The 15,909-nt window shown below is 59.9% G+C and carries 18 protein-coding genes, 1 tRNA gene and 1 pseudogene; 16 read left to right on the plus strand and 4 right to left on the minus strand.

Going from position 1 to position 15,909, the window contains the following annotated elements:
• Positions 1 to 253: 253 nt before the first annotated feature.
• Positions 254 to 495: pseudogene (locus FJQ55_RS24010) on the plus strand (hypothetical protein); the annotation flags it as partial.
• Between the two features lie 45 nt (positions 496 to 540).
• Here FJQ55_RS24010 and FJQ55_RS16645 read toward each other — a convergent pair.
• Positions 541 to 630 (minus strand) — tRNA-Ser (locus FJQ55_RS16645).
• A gap of 271 nt (positions 631 to 901) precedes the next feature.
• On the opposite strand from FJQ55_RS16645, the gene rplU reads away from it, so the two are divergent.
• The 4 genes from rplU (at position 902) to FJQ55_RS16665 (ending at position 2,873) form a co-directional block, all read left to right on the plus strand.
• The gene (gene rplU, locus FJQ55_RS16650) at positions 902 to 1,216 is read left to right on the plus strand and encodes a 50S ribosomal protein L21 (protein ID WP_062281728.1); all 315 of its coding nucleotides are present in this window, start codon (positions 902 to 904) and stop codon (positions 1,214 to 1,216) included.
• Positions 1,217 to 1,256: 40 nt separating this feature from the next.
• Entirely contained in the window at positions 1,257 to 1,526 is a 270-nt protein-coding gene (rpmA, locus tag FJQ55_RS16655) for a 50S ribosomal protein L27 (RefSeq protein WP_062281726.1), read from the plus strand.
• 127 nt (positions 1,527 to 1,653) lie between these two features.
• Entirely contained in the window at positions 1,654 to 2,292 is a 639-nt protein-coding gene (locus tag FJQ55_RS16660) for a GNAT family N-acetyltransferase (protein WP_140829885.1), read from the plus strand.
• The gene (locus FJQ55_RS16665; RefSeq protein WP_140829887.1) at positions 2,289 to 2,873 is read left to right on the plus strand and encodes a GNAT family N-acetyltransferase; all 585 of its coding nucleotides are present in this window, start codon (positions 2,289 to 2,291) and stop codon (positions 2,871 to 2,873) included. The genes FJQ55_RS16660 and FJQ55_RS16665 overlap by 4 nt, the downstream gene beginning before the upstream one ends.
• Positions 2,874 to 2,909: 36 nt before the next feature.
• Here FJQ55_RS16665 and FJQ55_RS16670 read toward each other — a convergent pair whose 3' ends face one another.
• On the minus strand, positions 2,910 to 3,770 hold the full coding sequence (locus tag FJQ55_RS16670) for an endonuclease/exonuclease/phosphatase family protein (protein WP_140829888.1): 861 nt from the start codon (positions 3,768 to 3,770) through the stop codon (positions 2,910 to 2,912).
• A gap of 86 nt (positions 3,771 to 3,856) precedes the next feature.
• Between FJQ55_RS16670 and obgE the strand changes: the two genes are divergently transcribed.
• The 10 genes from obgE (at position 3,857) to FJQ55_RS16720 (ending at position 13,821) form a co-directional block, all read left to right on the plus strand.
• A complete protein-coding gene (obgE, locus tag FJQ55_RS16675; RefSeq protein WP_140829890.1) occupies positions 3,857 to 4,945 on the plus strand; it encodes a GTPase ObgE in 1,089 nt (362 codons plus the stop codon).
• Entirely contained in the window at positions 4,945 to 6,120 is a 1,176-nt protein-coding gene (gene proB / locus FJQ55_RS16680) for a glutamate 5-kinase (protein WP_140829892.1), read from the plus strand. The genes obgE and proB overlap by 1 nt, the downstream gene beginning before the upstream one ends.
• A complete protein-coding gene (locus FJQ55_RS16685) occupies positions 6,113 to 7,396 on the plus strand; it encodes a glutamate-5-semialdehyde dehydrogenase (protein WP_140829894.1) in 1,284 nt (427 codons plus the stop codon). The genes proB and FJQ55_RS16685 overlap by 8 nt, the downstream gene beginning before the upstream one ends.
• 37 nt (positions 7,397 to 7,433) lie before the next feature.
• A complete protein-coding gene (locus FJQ55_RS16690; protein ID WP_140830078.1) occupies positions 7,434 to 8,024 on the plus strand; it encodes a nicotinate-nucleotide adenylyltransferase in 591 nt (196 codons plus the stop codon).
• A 60-nt stretch (positions 8,025 to 8,084) separates the two neighbouring features.
• A complete protein-coding gene (gene rsfS / locus FJQ55_RS16695) occupies positions 8,085 to 8,570 on the plus strand; it encodes a ribosome silencing factor (RefSeq protein ID WP_140829896.1) in 486 nt (161 codons plus the stop codon).
• Positions 8,571 to 8,674: 104 nt separating this feature from the next.
• Positions 8,675 to 9,157, plus strand: a complete 483-nt coding sequence (rlmH, locus tag FJQ55_RS16700) for a 23S rRNA (pseudouridine(1915)-N(3))-methyltransferase RlmH (protein WP_140829897.1) — start codon at positions 8,675 to 8,677, stop codon at positions 9,155 to 9,157.
• Positions 9,158 to 9,305: 148 nt separating this feature from the next.
• Positions 9,306 to 10,706 carry a murein hydrolase activator EnvC family protein gene (locus FJQ55_RS16705; protein WP_140830081.1) on the plus strand — a complete coding sequence of 467 codons (1,401 nt, stop codon included), beginning with the start codon at positions 9,306 to 9,308 and terminating at the stop codon, positions 10,704 to 10,706.
• Positions 10,696 to 12,015: a S41 family peptidase gene (locus FJQ55_RS16710; RefSeq protein ID WP_062281699.1), complete on the plus strand. Its 1,320-nt coding sequence runs from the start codon at positions 10,696 to 10,698 to the stop codon at positions 12,013 to 12,015. Before FJQ55_RS16705 ends, FJQ55_RS16710 begins: the two co-directional genes overlap by 11 nt.
• 86 nt (positions 12,016 to 12,101) lie before the next feature.
• Positions 12,102 to 13,280: a divergent polysaccharide deacetylase family protein gene (locus FJQ55_RS16715; protein ID WP_140829899.1), complete on the plus strand. Its 1,179-nt coding sequence runs from the start codon at positions 12,102 to 12,104 to the stop codon at positions 13,278 to 13,280.
• Between the two features lie 7 nt (positions 13,281 to 13,287).
• Positions 13,288 to 13,821, plus strand: a complete 534-nt coding sequence (locus tag FJQ55_RS16720) for an RNA pyrophosphohydrolase (RefSeq protein WP_140829901.1) — start codon at positions 13,288 to 13,290, stop codon at positions 13,819 to 13,821.
• Between the two features lie 9 nt (positions 13,822 to 13,830).
• On the opposite strand, the gene FJQ55_RS16725 is transcribed toward FJQ55_RS16720, so the two are convergent.
• Positions 13,831 to 14,238: a rhodanese-like domain-containing protein gene (locus FJQ55_RS16725; protein WP_140829902.1), complete on the minus strand. Its 408-nt coding sequence runs from the start codon at positions 14,236 to 14,238 to the stop codon at positions 13,831 to 13,833.
• A gap of 90 nt (positions 14,239 to 14,328) precedes the next feature.
• Here FJQ55_RS16725 and ftrA point away from each other — a divergent pair, with 90 nt between their 5' ends.
• Positions 14,329 to 15,333 (plus strand): transcriptional regulator FtrA, encoded by a 1,005-nt coding sequence (gene ftrA, locus FJQ55_RS16730; RefSeq protein ID WP_425467544.1) that lies wholly within the window; start codon positions 14,329 to 14,331, stop codon positions 15,331 to 15,333.
• Between the two features lie 46 nt (positions 15,334 to 15,379).
• On the opposite strand, the gene FJQ55_RS16735 is transcribed toward ftrA, so the two are convergent.
• Positions 15,380 to 15,823: a metallopeptidase family protein gene (locus FJQ55_RS16735; protein ID WP_140829906.1), complete on the minus strand. Its 444-nt coding sequence runs from the start codon at positions 15,821 to 15,823 to the stop codon at positions 15,380 to 15,382.
• Positions 15,824 to 15,909 lie beyond the last annotated feature (86 nt).

The following is a 15,909-nucleotide window of genomic DNA, read 5'->3' on the forward strand; positions in this document are numbered from 1 at the left end:
TCACGGGACTGAGTGCGGATGGATTCGGTATCATTTCCACCGACGCAGCAGTCGGAATGGTCCGCTTCGATCGAGACACGCTACGCCTCTCTACGGCGGTATAGCAAGAACCATCTGGATGTCCGTGGTGCCAAGAATGGAGCGGTTGTTCCCTCGATCCGATGATCGAGCATTATTGAAAGTCTTTTTTGCTGAACCGCGGGACCGGACAGATGCCGTTCGCGACGGTCGCGGCACTCGAAAGCGATCACGGCAGGTTGATAATCCGTTCCACGACACAGATGTCACAGTCACCTCCTGCGGTCGCATCTGCATGCATCGCAAGAAGATCAACATCTCAGTCGTCATGGCAGGCCAGAAGGTCGGCATCCAAGAGTCGATGACGGCATTTTCTCGTCAGCTTCATGCACTATGATCTGGGATATATCGACCTGGAACAGAGGACTTTGCAAACCATCGACAACTCCTTCGGCAAGGATGTTACCCATGTCTTAGGTACACGATGTTACCTATGTCTTCGGTATGGACAAAGGTTCACAATGGCGGAGAGGGTGGGATTCGAACCCACGATACCCTTGCGAGTATGCCGCATTTCGAGTGCGGTGCTTTCGACCACTCAGCCACCTCTCCGGTCACACTGGTCGGCGCTTCATGGCGCGGGCTGTCTCATAGCGGCAACTGAAACCCCATGCAAGAGTGAATGCGACGGTTTTTCCAGCTTTTATCTTGACAGCTCTAGGTCCCTCACGTATGCGACCCTCGACTTAAAAGGTGTAGCGATACCTCTTGAAAGCCTCGCTCTCGCGGGAATGAACCGGCAGAGAAAGTCTCTGCTCCTCCGACTGGCAAAAAGACGGCCCCTTCCAAGAGGAGAGCCGGAACGAACATGAAAGGATAAAAAATGTTCGCAGTCATCAAGACCGGCGGTAAACAGTACCGCGTCAACGCCAACGACGTGCTGACCATCGAAAAGTTGGAAGCCGAAGCTGGTGCAACCATCGAATTCACCGAAGTTCTCATCGTCGGCGAAGGCGAAGATGCCAAGATCGGCGCGCCCTTCGTTGCCGGCGCCTCCGTCAAGGCCGAAGTCGTCGAGCACAATCGCGGCAAGAAGGTCATCGCCTTCAAGAAGCGTCGTCGCCAGAACTCTAAGCGTACGCGCGGTCACCGCCAGCACCACACCGTGGTGCGCATCACCGACATCGTCGCGGCCTGATCGGCCAGGGTTTCAGAACAAGGTTTAAAGGAGAACTCCAATGGCACACAAAAAAGCTGGCGGTTCCTCGCGCAACGGTCGCGATTCCAATTCAAAGCGCCTCGGCGTGAAGAAGTTCGGCGGCGAAGCCGTCATTCCGGGCAACATCATCGTTCGTCAGCGCGGCACGCAGTGGCATCCCGACGCCAATGTTGGCATGGGCAAGGACCATACCGTTTTTGCACTCGTCGCCGGCAATGTTGCTTACCGTACCAAGGCCAATGGCAAAGTGTACGTGTCTGTCATGCCGAAAGCCGAAGCAGCGGAATAAGCCGGTAGCGCTCTAAAACAGCCGGCGTCTCATCGACCCGGCTGAATGCGCAAAGGTTCAGTCTGAAGAAAGGGGAGATGGGGCGCCATCTCCCCTTTTCCTTTTTTCCAACCAAGGAGACTGAACCATGCAGAGTTTATTGTTGAGGGACGACCAATCACGGTCGCCCGACGATCGGCAAAGGCCCGATCGGTCACGGAGCGATTGCCCCGTTTTGTTGTCGCAACGACTGGTCCTGCGCGCACCGCACATCGAGGACATTGACGCCCTTGCCCATCTCGCCAACAACGCCGCGATCGCCACCATGGTGGCCCGCATGCCGCACCCCTACACGGCAAAAGACGCAGCGGACTTCGTGCGACGCACGAATATCGGCGAGATTGGCAAGTGCGTCTATGCCATCACCAAAGCAGACAACGGCGAGTTTCTCGGTTGCTGCGCGCTTGAGCCGCATCCGGAAAACGATGATATCCTCGAAATGGGCTATTGGCTGGGCGAACCCTATTGGAACAGGGGTTATGCAACGGAAGCAGCCCACGCGCTGATCGACATGGCCTTCCGCACCCGCGAATGGATCACGCGCATTGATGCGCGTTGCAGGGTCACCAACATCCCCTCGCGCCGGGTCATCCAGAAGTGCGGCTTCCAGTTCCAGGGCTCCGGCATGGTCGGCAACCTCGCCATGGGCGGCACGGTACCGGTCGAATGGTACCGGCTCGACCGCAAAACCTGGCTGTCGCTGAAGAGCTGGGGGGAGATGCGATGAGCGCGCTTGTTGCAGAACGCCGGACGGTCGCTTCTGCGGTCGGACCCGGTCCTTGCCCGGTCATCGAGACCGAGCGTCTCGTGCTGCGGCCGCATCGGCTGGACGACGCGGAGGCGATCGCCACATCGCTTGGGGATTTCGCCGTGGCCCGCATGTTGACCCGTGTTCCGGTCCCTTATGACCGGCAGGACGGGCTGGACTGGCTGAACATGGTGACATCAGGCCTGAAGCCTGACTGGTCTTTCGCCATCACCCTTGATGAGGTTCATGTCGGTGTGGTGTCGATCGAACTGCGCCATGGTCTGTGGCATCTCGGCTATTGGCTCAACCGCTTCTACTGGGGCAGGGGTCTGATGAGCGAAGCCGTGGACGCGGCGCTTAATCGCTTCTTCCGCCGCTTACCCGCAGCGGAGGTCGCCGTTGGCGCGTTTACCGATAATACCGCCTCGCTGCGCCTTCTGGAAAGACGCGGGTGCCGGATCATCGGCGTGACCGATGTCTATTCTCGCGGTCGAAACGGCATGGTGACTCTGGTCGACATGCGGCTGAACCAGGCGGATTTCGCAGCTAGACATCTATGAGCCGACGATTGTGGAGCCTGGGGCATCCGCCCCGGCTCACCATGCGAGTTCGGTCCACACCGGCAGATGATCGGACCCGTTCGCCTTCGTATCCACCCAGGCCGTTTTCAGGCGATGCGCCAGACCGCCGCTCACGAAACAGTAATCGAGATGCATACGCCGCAACCCATCTTCGCTCACCCAGCTATAGCTGTTATCGGCCCGGCTGTTCAGATGCGCCTGCGCATCAGTCGGAAAGCCGGCGCGCGGCGCGCGGCCGTAATAGGCGTCAGCATGGCCGGTCATGGCGATATATTCCGGTCTTTCCGGTTCCATGTTGAAGTCACCCATGATCAGGAAGTCGGCAGGCGAGGGAGGATCGACCACCGCAAACTCGCTGGCGCCCGTCAACGCACCGCCTTCCTCAAGGAAACTGCAGGCCCGCGCCTTGAGAAAGGCGATCTGGGCGATGCGCTCGTCGGGAGAGACGTGGTCGAGATGAACGCTGTAAACGCGAAGCGCGCCACCGGGCGCCTCAATCACGGTCTCCAGAGCGCTGCGCTGCAGGTTCAGCTTTCCATAGGTTCGGGCGCGCGGCAACAGCAGGTTTCGGCTGGCCCGGATCGGGAAGCGCGACAGCACCATGTTGCCGAACTGGAAGCGCCGCTCCCGCAAACGCCCCCCGATCATCTCATGATCGACCAGCACGTCGCAGGCAGGGCCGAAACGGCAAAAAAAGTCGGGAAACAGCGCGGAGAACGTCTCCACCAAATCGGCATAACCATTCCGCTCGTAGCCGCACGTCACCTCCTGCAGGGCGATGACATCAGCGCCCCGGATGCTGGAAGCAATACGCTCGGGGTCAAAACGCCCGTCCTGGCCGATCCCGTACTGGATGTTGTAGCTGACGAACTTCACGATACTCTTTGACCTCTGCTTCAACGGGCTATATCGATGGCCCCAATCCATCCGCAGAACGTGACACAAGATTTGACGGCAGCAAGATGAAATTTCTCGACGAGGCCAAGGTATATATTCGCTCGGGCGACGGCGGCGCCGGCGCTGTCTCGTTTCGGCGCGAAAAGTTCATCGAGTTCGGCGGACCTGATGGCGGCGACGGCGGTCGTGGTGGCGATGTCTGGGTGGAAGCCGTCAACGGCTTGAACACCCTGATCGACTTCCGCTTTCAGCAGCACTTCAAGGCAAAGACCGGCACGCACGGCATGGGCCGAAACCGCACCGGCGCCAATGGCGAGGATGTGACGCTGAAGGTTCCCGTCGGCACGCAGATCTTCGAAGAAGACTCGGAAACGCTGATCGTTGACCTGACTGTCGAGGGGCAGCGCTTCCGCATCGCCAAAGGCGGCAATGGCGGCTTCGGCAATGCCCATTTCAAGACCGCGACCAACCAGGCTCCAAACTGGGCCAATCCTGGGCTGGAAGGCGAAGAAAAAACCATCTGGCTGAGACTGAAGCTGATCGCCGATGCGGGGCTGGTCGGCCTGCCCAATGCTGGGAAGTCCACTTTCCTCGCTGCGGTCACGCGCGCTCGACCAAAGATCGCCAACTATCCTTTTACCACGCTGCATCCCAATCTCGGTGTTGCCACCGTCGACGAACGCGAATTCATTCTGGCCGATATTCCGGGCCTGATCGAAGGGGCGCATGAAGGGGTCGGCATCGGCGACCGCTTCCTCGGCCATGTCGAGCGCACGCGCGTGCTGCTGCATCTCGTCTCCGCCCAGGAAGAAAAGGTCGGCCTGGCTTACAAGACGGTCCGTCATGAACTCGACGCCTATGGCGGCGGGCTGGACGACAAACCCGAAATCGTCGCGCTCTCACAGATCGACGTGCTCGACGAGGAAGAGCTGAAAAAGAAGGCGGCGGAGCTGAAGAAAGCTTGCGGTCAGCCACCGCTGCTGCTCTCCGCCATTACCGGCAAAGGCATGACGGATGCATTACGCGCCTTGCGCGACGTCATTGTCGCGGCCCAGGGCAATGCGCCCCTGCCGACCAAGCGTGAAAAGAATCGCAAGAATCGCGACATTGAGGGCAATCTTGAAGACGATCTCGACGGAGAAGGCAACGACTGATGTCTACCCGGATCCGTTCTCTGTCCCGCGTCAAACGTGTCGTCATCAAGATCGGCTCGGCCTTGCTCGTGGATCGGGCAAGCGGCATTCGCAAGACTTGGCTCGATGCCATCTGCGATGATATCGCCGCGTTGAAGTCACGCGGCACCGACGTGCTGGTCGTCTCCTCGGGTGCAATCGCACTGGGACGCTCTGTGCTCTCCATGCCGTCAGGCGCGTTGAAACTTGAGGAAAGCCAGGCCTGCGCGGCCGTCGGCCAGATCGCGCTCGCCCGCCACTGGGCGGAAAGCCTTTCGCGCCACCAGATCGTCGCCGGTCAGATCCTGCTGACCTTGGGCGACACAGAAGAGCGTCGCCGCTATCTGAACGCGCGTGCGACCCTCCAGCAATTGCTGAAGATCGGTGCCATTCCGATCATTAACGAAAACGACACTGTCGCCACGACTGAAATCCGCTACGGCGACAATGATCGGCTGGCGGCACGTGTAGCAACGATGGCCGGCGCTGATTTGCTCGTACTGCTGTCGGACATTGACGGCCTCTATACCGCCCCCCCGCACCTCGATCCCCAAGCCCGCTTCCTCGACACCATCGAGGAGATTACGCCGGAGATTGAAGCCATGGCAGGCGGGGCCGCCTCGGAACTGTCGCGCGGCGGCATGCGCACCAAGATCGATGCAGGCAAGATCGCCACCAGTGCCGGCTGCGCCATGATCATCGCTTCGGGCAAGCCCCTTAATCCGCTTGCCGCAATCGAGAACGGCGCACGCCATTCCTGGTTTGCGGCCTCACGCTCCCCTGTCACCGCGCGCAAGACCTGGATCGCAGGCCAACTGCAACCCGCCGGCGTGATTAATGTAGATGCAGGCGCAGAAGGCGCTCTGAAATCCGGCAAGAGCCTGTTGCCCGCTGGAGTGCGGGCTGTCTCGGGCAACTTCCACCGCGGCGACACGGTTTCCATCATTGGGGCGGAAGGTCGTGAAATTGCCCGCGGTCTGGTGGGCTATGATGCCGAGGAAGCCAGGCGTATCTGCGGCCGCAAGTCCAACGAGATCGAGAAGATCCTCGGCTATGCCGGGCGAGCCGCCATGATCCACCGTGACGACCTCGTCATGACTGAACTCGGCCAGCGGGAACCTGCTGTTGCCGATCGTAAGGATGCCGCCCATGCTTGATACAGTGTCGAACCAGAATTCCGTCGAAGGCCTGATGCTGGACATCGGTCGCCGTGCCCGCGCCGCTGCCCGCCCGCTCGCAACGGCGTCGACCGAAGCGAAGAACAAGGCCCTGCTTGCCATGGCAGATGCGCTTCTTAGCGCAGAGCAGGAGATCCTCGCCGGCAACGCCATCGATTTGAAGAATGCTTCCGAAACCGGTCTTGCCGCGTCCTTCGTCGATCGGCTGACACTGAACCCCGAGCGCATCGCCGCGATTGCCCAGTCGATGCGCGAGATTGCGGCTCTACCGGATCCCGTGGGGACCATAATCGCGGAATGGGATCGTCCGAACGGACTGCACATCGAGCGCGTCCGCACACCGCTCGGCGTCATCGGCGTGATCTACGAAAGCCGCCCCAATGTGACCGCCGACGCCGGTGCCTTGTGCCTGAAGGCGGGCAACGCGGTTGTCCTGCGTGGCGGCTCCGATTCGGCCAATTCCTCGCGTGCCATTCACGCCTGCCTAGTCAAGGGACTGGAAGCTGCAGGCTTGCCTGCCGATGCCATCCAGCTCGTGCCCACCACCGACCGTGCGGCAGTCGGCGCCCTTCTGTCCGGCTTGCAAGGCTCGATCGACGTCATCGTACCGCGCGGCGGAAAAAGCCTCGTGGCCCGCGTCCAGCAGGAAGCCCGCGTTCCGGTCTTTGCGCATCTCGAAGGGATCTGCCACGTCTATGTCGATGGCTCGGCCGATCTGGACATGGCGAGAAAGATCGTGGTCAACGCGAAGATGCGCCGCACCGGTATCTGCGGTTCGGCTGAAACCCTGCTCGTGGACAGCGCGGCCATCGGCACGCATCTGCAGCCGCTGATCGAGGCGCTGATCGATGCAGGATGTGAAGTCCGCGCATCCGCCACTGTGCTCAGGATCGTGCCCGGCCTGAAACCGGCAATCGAAGACGACTGGCGAACCGAATATCTCGACGCAATCATAACAGTCGCCGTTGTTGACGGGATCGGCGGCGCCATTGATCATATAGCCCGCTATTCGTCCAACCATACCGAAGCAGTGATTGCCGAGGACCCGGCAGTTGTCGAACGTTTCTTCAACGAGATCGATTCTGCCATCCTCTTGCACAATGCATCGACCCAGTTTGCGGATGGGGGCGAGTTTGGCATGGGGGCCGAGATCGGAATCGCCACCGGTAAAATGCATGCACGCGGTCCAGTCGGCGTCGAGCAGCTCACCTCCTTCAAGTACCGCGTACGCGGTACCGGCCAGGTCCGTCCCTGACGTGGAGGGAGCGGCCATAACCCATCGCTACAGGGTCATGCCGCATGTCGAGCGAGGAATGATCGTTGGCCTCTTCGGCGGTTCGTTCAATCCGCCGCATCAGGGTCACTTGCTCGTGGCCGACATTGCCTTACGGCGACTGGGGCTCGATCAGCTCTGGTGGATGGTGACACCGGGCAATCCGCTGAAAAGCCGCACTCAACTTGCGCCGCTCGACCAGCGTCTCGCAGCCTGTGAAAGGCTGGCGGAAGATCCCCGAATCAAGATTACCGCCTTTGAACAAGCGCTGAACACGAGCTACACCGCAAAGACCCTTGAGTTCGTTCGAATCCGCCACCCCGATGTCCATTTCATCTGGATCATGGGAGCCGACAATCTGGCCAGCTTCGACCGCTGGCAGCGCTGGCAGAAGATCGCAACGACGTTTCCGATCGCCGTCATCGACCGTCCGGGATCGACGCTTGCTTATCTCTCGTCAAAGATGGCAAGGACCTTCGACTATGCGAGGGTCGACGAGGAAGATGCAGGCGTGCTGTGGCGCAAGAAGGCACCCGCTTGGACTTTCATCCACGGCCCGCGCTCGGCTCTGAGCTCTACGGCACTGAGAGCCGCTGCCGACGAGAGTTGAGGCAGAATTGCATCATTATCAGGCAAAACCTCGACATCTCCTTGAAAGAACGGCAGATCGATGCCACCTTCTGATTGCGGTTCCGGAGAGGAATCGCAGACGTGCTGTTCTGTTTTGCCAAGGAAAGGACGAACTCTGACAACAGTACACACCCGCGGACGTGCGCCTGTCGCCGTCCCGAAACGCCCGGAACGTGGCGCCGATGCCGCAGCCCGTGCGCTTGAGCTGGTCCTCGCAAGTCTTGAGGACTCGAAGGCAGAAGACATTGTCTCCATCGACATTGCCGGAAAATCGGCGCTGGGCGACTACATGGTGGTCGTATCCGGACGCTCGAACAGGCATGTCTCGGCGATCAGCGAACACCTCATTTCCGACTTGAAGGACGAAGGCCTGGGTTCTGCCCGTGTCGAGGGTCTTGAAACCGGCGATTGGGTTCTGATCGACACCGGAGACATCATCGTGCATGTGTTTCGACCTGAAATCCGCGAGTTCTACAACATCGAAAAGATGTGGTCGGCCCCGGATATCGAGGATCGCCTGCACTGAACGGCCGGTCGTCCTTAAGGGACGGTCTCGACGCCGGATTGACACGGCAGGCGTCATCCTGCCGATAGAGCTGGTTTTGTGACCGATAAACTTGGGATCACCGCATGAAAATTGGCATCTATGCCGTGGGCCGACTGAAGGCTGGACCGGAGAAGGAACTCGCGTCCCGCTATCTGGACCGCTTCGCCAAGGCCGGACCGCAATGCGGCCTGGAGTTCACCCGCTCCGTGGAGCTGAACGAAAGCCGCGCCGGCAATGCCGACACCAGAAAGCGCGAGGAAGCCCAGGAGCTTTCTCGACACATCCCCGATGGCGCTCTGATCGTCGTCCTCGACGAGCGCGGCAAAGCTTTCGACAGCGCCGAATTTGCAAAGTTCGTCGGTGAAGCTGCCGACAACGGTCAAAAGGACATGGCATTCGTGATCGGCGGGGCGGATGGCATAGATCCGGAACTGCGTGAAAAAGCGCGGCTCGTGCTCAATCTCGGGCGCCTGACCTGGCCCCACCAACTCGTACGAATACTGATTGCAGAACAGCTTTATCGGGCGGTGACCATCCTAACCGGACACCCTTATCACCGCGTCTGAGCTTGCCCGTCCAAGCCACTTTGCCTTCAACGCAAATCAGCGTATTTTCCCACCGAACCGGGAAATGTCCTTGCACGCCTCTGCCACCGAAAACCCCAGCAAATCGCCTTGGCGCGTCTCGCGCCTCGCGGCCTTGCGCGCGTTTTTGATGGCATGCGGATTGGCAGCAATTCCGGTCGTTCATATCGCGGCTCAGGAAGCAGGCGTACCGTCCGAACCGGAAGCATCGACCGGTTCGGTACCCCCGAATGTGGATGCGCTCGCCCGGACTGAGGCCAATGCTCCCGCGGACGCTGCGCTGGAGCTGAGGGCAAAACGGGACCAGGTAAGCGGCGAGCTGCAAAACATCGCCCGAACCATGCAATTGTCGACTGAAAAGGCGGCAGAACTCGAAAAAAGCATTGAGGCACTGAGCAAGACAACCCAGAGTCTCAAAACGGCTCTGATCGACTCCGCGAAGCGGCGGAAGGATATAGAGAAGCAGATCAGCGAGGGTGAAAAGAACCTTGCCTCTATCGGTGTTCGCGAGGATGCCATCCGCCACTCCTTCCGCGAACGACGCGCCGTGCTGGCTGAAGTCTTGGCGGCGCTGCAACGCATGGGACGCAATCCGCCCCCGGCTCTGCTCGTCAGTCCCGAAGATGCACTCGGCTCTGTTCGAACCGCCATCCTTCTCGGCGCAGTCGTCCCCGGCATTCGCCATGAAACGGAAAAGCTCGCGACGGATCTCAAAGAGTTGATCACGCTTCGCGACAGCGGCAAGCAGCAAATGGACGCCCTTGTAACGGCGATGGCCGGCCGACAGGAGGAAGAACGGCGGATGGATCTGCTGATTGCAGAAAACGATCGGCTTGCCCGCACCAATTCTCTGCAGTTACAGGCAGAACGCAAACAGTCTGAGACGCTTGCAGAACGCGCCTCGACCATGGAAGCCCTTATCCGCTCCCTGGAAAATGAAATTACATCTGTCCGTCAGGCGTCAGAGCTTGCCAAGGCGGAGGAGGTGAAACGCAACCAGATGAGCGAGGAGCAGAAGGCGAGAACCCGCGAGATTGCCCGCTCGGAAGTGCCCGATAAAAACCGTATTGCGCCCGCATATCCTTTCTCCGAACTGCAGCAGAAACTGGAATTGCCGGTTGCTGGAGAGGTTTTGCGACAGTTTGGCGATCCGGACGGGACAGGCCATCAGGCTCAAGGGGCAGTGATAGCTTCGCAGCCGGGTTCGGTCGTAACTGCCCCAGCCGATGCCTGGGTTGTTTTTGCGGGAAATTTCCGAAGCTACGGCCAGATGATCATTCTGAATACGGGTGACGGATACCACATGGTGTTGTCAGGCATGGACCGGATCAGCACGAGCCAAGGCAAGTTTGTGCTGTCAGGGGAGCCGCTGGCGACCATGGGAGAAAAAAGAGTGGCAAGCGCCACTGGATTGGCGCTGGAAACAGATCGCCCGACACTTTACATTGAACTTCGAAAAGACGGTAAACCGGTTGATTCCCGCCCCTGGTGGGTCGGAGGCGATTCTGGAAAGGCACAGAATGATTCGTAGGGTCTCTATTCTCCTCGTTGGCGCCCTGATGGGTGCAACCGCGATGAGCCTCATCTACTCCTCGGGGATTCCGGCGCAGGCCGCAGGCAATTCCACCTACAAGGAATTGTCGATTTTCGGCGACGTGTTCGAGCGCATCCGCGCCCAGTACGTCACGCCGCCGGACGAGAACAAGCTGGTGGAAAGCGCCATCAATGGCATGCTCACCTCTCTCGACCCGCACTCCGTCTACATGAACGCCAAGGATGCGGCTGACATGCAGACCCAGACCCGCGGGGAATTCGGCGGCATCGGCATCGAAGTGACGATGGAAGAAGAGTTGGTCAAGGTGATCACCCCTATCGATGATACGCCCGGCGCCAAGGCCGGCATTCTGGCCGGTGACTTCATCTCCGAGATCAACGGCGAAAGCGTTCGGGGCCTGAAGCTGGAAGAAGCGGTCGAGAAGATGCGCGGTGCGGTCAACACACCGATCAAGCTGACGATCCTGCGCAAGGGCGCCGACAAGCCGCTAGACATCACCGTTACCCGCGAAATCATTCCGATTCGCGCTGTCAAATCCCGTGTTGAAGGCGACGTTGGTTATCTTCGCGTCATCTCCTTCACCGAGAAGACCTACGACGATCTGGAAGCCGCAATCGAAAAGATCAAGAAGGAAGTACCGGCTGACAAGCTGAAGGGCTATGTTCTCGACCTGCGCCTCAACCCGGGCGGCCTGCTCGACCAGGCGATCTACGTCTCTGACGCCTTCCTGGAACGCGGCGAAGTGGTCTCGACCCGCTCACGCGATCCGCAGGACACCCGTCGCTTCAACGCGACGGCAGGCGATCTGACCGACGGCAAGCCCGTTATAGTTCTCGTCAATGGCGGGTCCGCCTCGGCATCCGAGATCGTCGCCGGCGCATTGCAGGATTTGAAGCGTGCGACCGTTCTCGGCACGCGCTCCTTCGGCAAGGGCTCCGTCCAGACCATCATCCCGATGGGCGACAAGGGTGCTCTGCGTCTGACGACCGCCCTCTATTACACGCCCTCAGGCCGCTCAATCCAGGGCACCGGCATTGAACCTGATATCAAGGTCGAACAGCCGCTGCCGGAAGATCTGCAGGGCAAGGTTCGCACCGAAGGCGAATCCTCACTCCCGGGTCATATCAAGGGTAATGCCGAAACCGAAGAAGGTTCGGGCTCGGTCGCCTATGTCCCGCCGGAAGCCAAGGACGACATCCAGTTGAACTACGCACTCGACCTGCTTCGCGGCAACAAGACGGATCCGGCTTTCCCGGCCGATCCGCAGAAGGCATCGCTGCAGTAAGCGTCTGGAGCCATCGCCTGCGCAGGCCGTTTCTCGTTGCGCAGGCGTCAGGGTCTTGAGACCCGTCAGGATCTTGGAAGTCTCGCATGGATCTGCATGGACCGCTTGGTCTAGAGCGAAAAGGCGGAGGGCGCGGCAAGCGGTTCCTCCGCCTTTCGACATTGTCTTCGACGATGGCTGCGCTGACCCTGCTGGGTCTTTCGGCATGGACAGCCTTTTTGCCGCTTCCCTTGCGGCAGGATGCACCGATCAGCCTGACGCCAACGCCGCCAAGAGATCAGCTGACTGCGGAGGTATCTCCACCTACATCCGGAAACGAAGACGCTCCCATCAAGACCAGTGGCCCCCAGGACGGCGCCAATGTCCGTCGAACAACGACAGCGGACGGCAATGTCGTAACGACGTTTACGCCAGGCGGTCGCAAGGGCCCCGTCATCATCGGCACGAGCACCACGCAGGATCCCAGACTTGCTGGCCAGCCGAATGAGGATTTGATAGAACGAGCCGCCGAAGGCGATCTCCCGACGGTTTCAGCAAGCGGTTTACGACCCTTCGACTTTTACGCCCGCCCCTGGTCGGGCGCGCGCGGCACACGCATTGCAATTGTCGTCGGTGGCATCGGACTCAGCCAGACGGGCAGCCAGAAGGCCATCCAAGATCTGCCCGAGGATATTACGCTGGCCTTTGCGGCAACGGGCAACAGCCTGCAACGTTGGATGCAGGACGCACGCAGGAAGGGCCACGAAATCATCCTGCAGGTGCCGATGGAACCTTTCGATTACCCGGCAAACGATCCGGGTCGTGGCACGCTTCTGGCGGAGAAGGCAGCCGCGGCCAATCTCGTTAATCTGCATAAGGCGATGGCGCAGATCAGCAATTATACGGGCATCATGAACTATATGGGCGCTCGTTTCCTAGCTGACGACAAGGCCATGGACCCGGTCATGCGCGACATCGGCAATCGAGGCCTGATGTTCCTCGACGACGGCTCGACGGCACGCTCGCTTTCTGGTGACTTTGCGAAGGCCATTGGCTTGCCGCATGCCTATGCCGACGTCGTGATCGACAGTCAGGTCGACCGCCAGGCAATCCTGTCCAAGCTGGACGAGTTGGAACGGATTGCCCGCCGCAATGGTCAGGCGATCGGAGTCGGCGCAGCTTTCGACGAAACCATTGCGGCCGTAACAGATTGGCGCAATGAAGCTGTAGCCCGTGGCATCGAATTCGTCGGCGTGTCGGCGCTTGCCAATGAAAACAGACCCTGAGGACATCATGAGCAAGAACGAGACATCAAGTCGCCAGATCAAGGCCGAAGATCTACCCTATCGTCCCTGCGTTGGCATCATGGTCCTCAACCAGGCCGGCCTCGTTTGGTCCGGTCGCCGCATTCCCATCGGCAATTCCGAATATGACGGCTCACCGCAACTCTGGCAGATGCCGCAGGGCGGCATCGACCCGGGCGAGGCCCCCTTGCCGGCCGCCATCCGCGAGCTTTACGAGGAGACGGGCATCAGGACGGTTTCCCTGCTCGCGGAAGCCGGTCGCTGGATCAATTACGACCTACCGGCCGAATTGATCGGCGTCGGGCTGAAGGGCAAGTATCGCGGCCAGACGCAGCGCTGGTTCGCCTTTCGCTTCGAGGGCGACGAGAGCGAAATTGCCATCAACCCGCCGCCCGGCGACCACGAACCGGAATTCGATGCCTGGGAATGGAAGCCGATGCAGGATCTGCCTGATCTAATCGTCCCCTTCAAGCGTCGTGTCTATGAAGAGGTCGTAGCAGAGTTCTCGCATTTGGTGGACTGACAGCTAGGATTACTCCGGCAACGGCCCCGTGGCGAAGTCGAATCCCTCATCTGACCATCCTGTCATACCCCCGATCATCACCTTCACCTTGCGTCCCAACCGGGCAAGCTTCAGCGCTGCACGGTCGGTGCCGTTGCAGTGGGGGCCGGCGCAATAGACAACGAACAGCGTATCCTCCGGCCATTCCGTCATCTTCCGCTCGGTCATCTTGCCGTGCGGCAGATTGATGGCACCCGGCACATGGGCCGCCTCGAACAGTTTGGGGCCGCGCACGTCGAGGAGGATGAAATCTGCGCTCCCTCCTTGAAGCGCGTGCTGCACATCCCAGCAATCTGTTTCGAAGGATAGGCGAGCGGCGTAATGCGCTGCGACAAGAGCAGGTTCTGCGGCGGGTACTTCACTGACAAGACTGGGCATTTCCAAGTTCCTTTCGGGTGGCGACGATCGGAACTTGCCTTTTTGTGCCATTTCGCGAAATTGGCCTGAAGGACAACTTGCGTAAAGATCATGCCAATGACGCAGCAGAGTTCACCCTTCTCATCCTCGCACCTGACAGGACCTCGGGTGGTGAGCCTGGTTTATGATGGCCTTTGCACTTTTGAATTCGGGGTTGCCGTGGAAGTCTTCGGACTTGCCCGGCCGGAGATGGGAGAAACCTGGTATCGGCATGCCACCGCGGCGATTGAACCGGGACCGCTGCGCGCCGCAGGTGGTCTGATCGCCACGGCAGCGGGTGGACTGGAACTGCTGGAAGAGGCGGACCTCATCGTGGTGCCCGGCTGGCGGGGGATCGACGCGCCTGTTCCAGCCCCGTTGCTTGACGCCTTGTGTGGCGCCCACGCAAGGGGTACGCGCCTGATGTCTCTATGTTCCGGTATCGCGGTGCTGGCTGCTACCGGTCTGCTCGATGCCCGTCGCGCCACGACCCACTGGCGATATGCCGAAAAAGTCGCCACCCGCCACCCCCAGATCCATCTTGATCCGGATGTTCTTTATGTCGACGAGGGCGACATCCTGACGGCAGCAGGAAGTGCCGCCGGGATTGACCTTTGTCTGCATGTCGTGCGCCGGGATTTCGGCCCGGACGTGGCCAACAGCGTGGCAAGACGTCTGGTCGTGCCACCCCATCGCGAGGGCGGTCAGGCGCAGTTCATCGTGAGACCAGTGCCCAGGGAGCGCGAGGGGCAGCGGCTAGGCCCCCTCATCGACTGGATCGATACGAACCTGCAGAACGAACTAACCCTTGCGGACATGGCCGACCGTGCGGGCATGAGCAAGAGGACATTCCAGCGCCGCTTCCGCGACCTCACCGGCAGCAGTCCCGGCGAATTTCTGCTCGCCCGCCGACTGCGCCGCGCCTGCGATCTCCTGGAACGGCAGGCGACAATCTCGGTCGATGACATAGCACTCGCCTCAGGTTTCGGCACGCCGGCGACATTGCGCCATCATTTCCGCAACCGCCTATCGACCAGTCCCGCCGCTTACCGGACCCGTTTCCGGCATGCCGATTGAAAGCGGGCAAGGGTGATGCTTACAAGGCAGGTGTAAGTGGAAACGGCTAGCGATCCGTCGCTGCAGCCTCTTCAGCACTTTCTTCGATCCGCTCCATGTCGTCATCGGAGAGACCGAAGTGATGGCCGATTTCATGAATCAGCACATGGGTGATGATATCCCCCAGCGCCTCCTCGTTTTCGGCCCAATAATCAAGGATGGGACGGCGATACAGGGTGATACGGTTCGGCATCAGGCCTGTTTCCATCGTGAAACGTTCGGAAATGCCGCGCCCTTCGAAAAGGCCGAGCAGATCGAAAGGCGTTTCCAACGCCATATCCTCGAACACTTCATCCGTTGGAAAATCGGTGATCTCGATGATGAGATCTTTGGTCAGGTCGCGGAATTCCTGCGGCAGATGGCCATAGGCCTCAATCGCCAGCGACTCGAACGTGCTGATCGTCGGGGCATGGCGTTCGCGCCAATCCTCGCTCTGGTCAATACGGGCCATGATTACTCCTTACTGCTTGAAGATATAGGCGTTTTGCCCGGCTATTTCGAGAGCAAATCCGGAAGAGGAATAAATTCTTATTGAAA

The organism is Rhizobium glycinendophyticum (genome assembly GCF_006443685.1).
Taxonomy (GTDB): Bacteria; Pseudomonadota; Alphaproteobacteria; order Rhizobiales; family Rhizobiaceae; genus Allorhizobium; species Allorhizobium glycinendophyticum.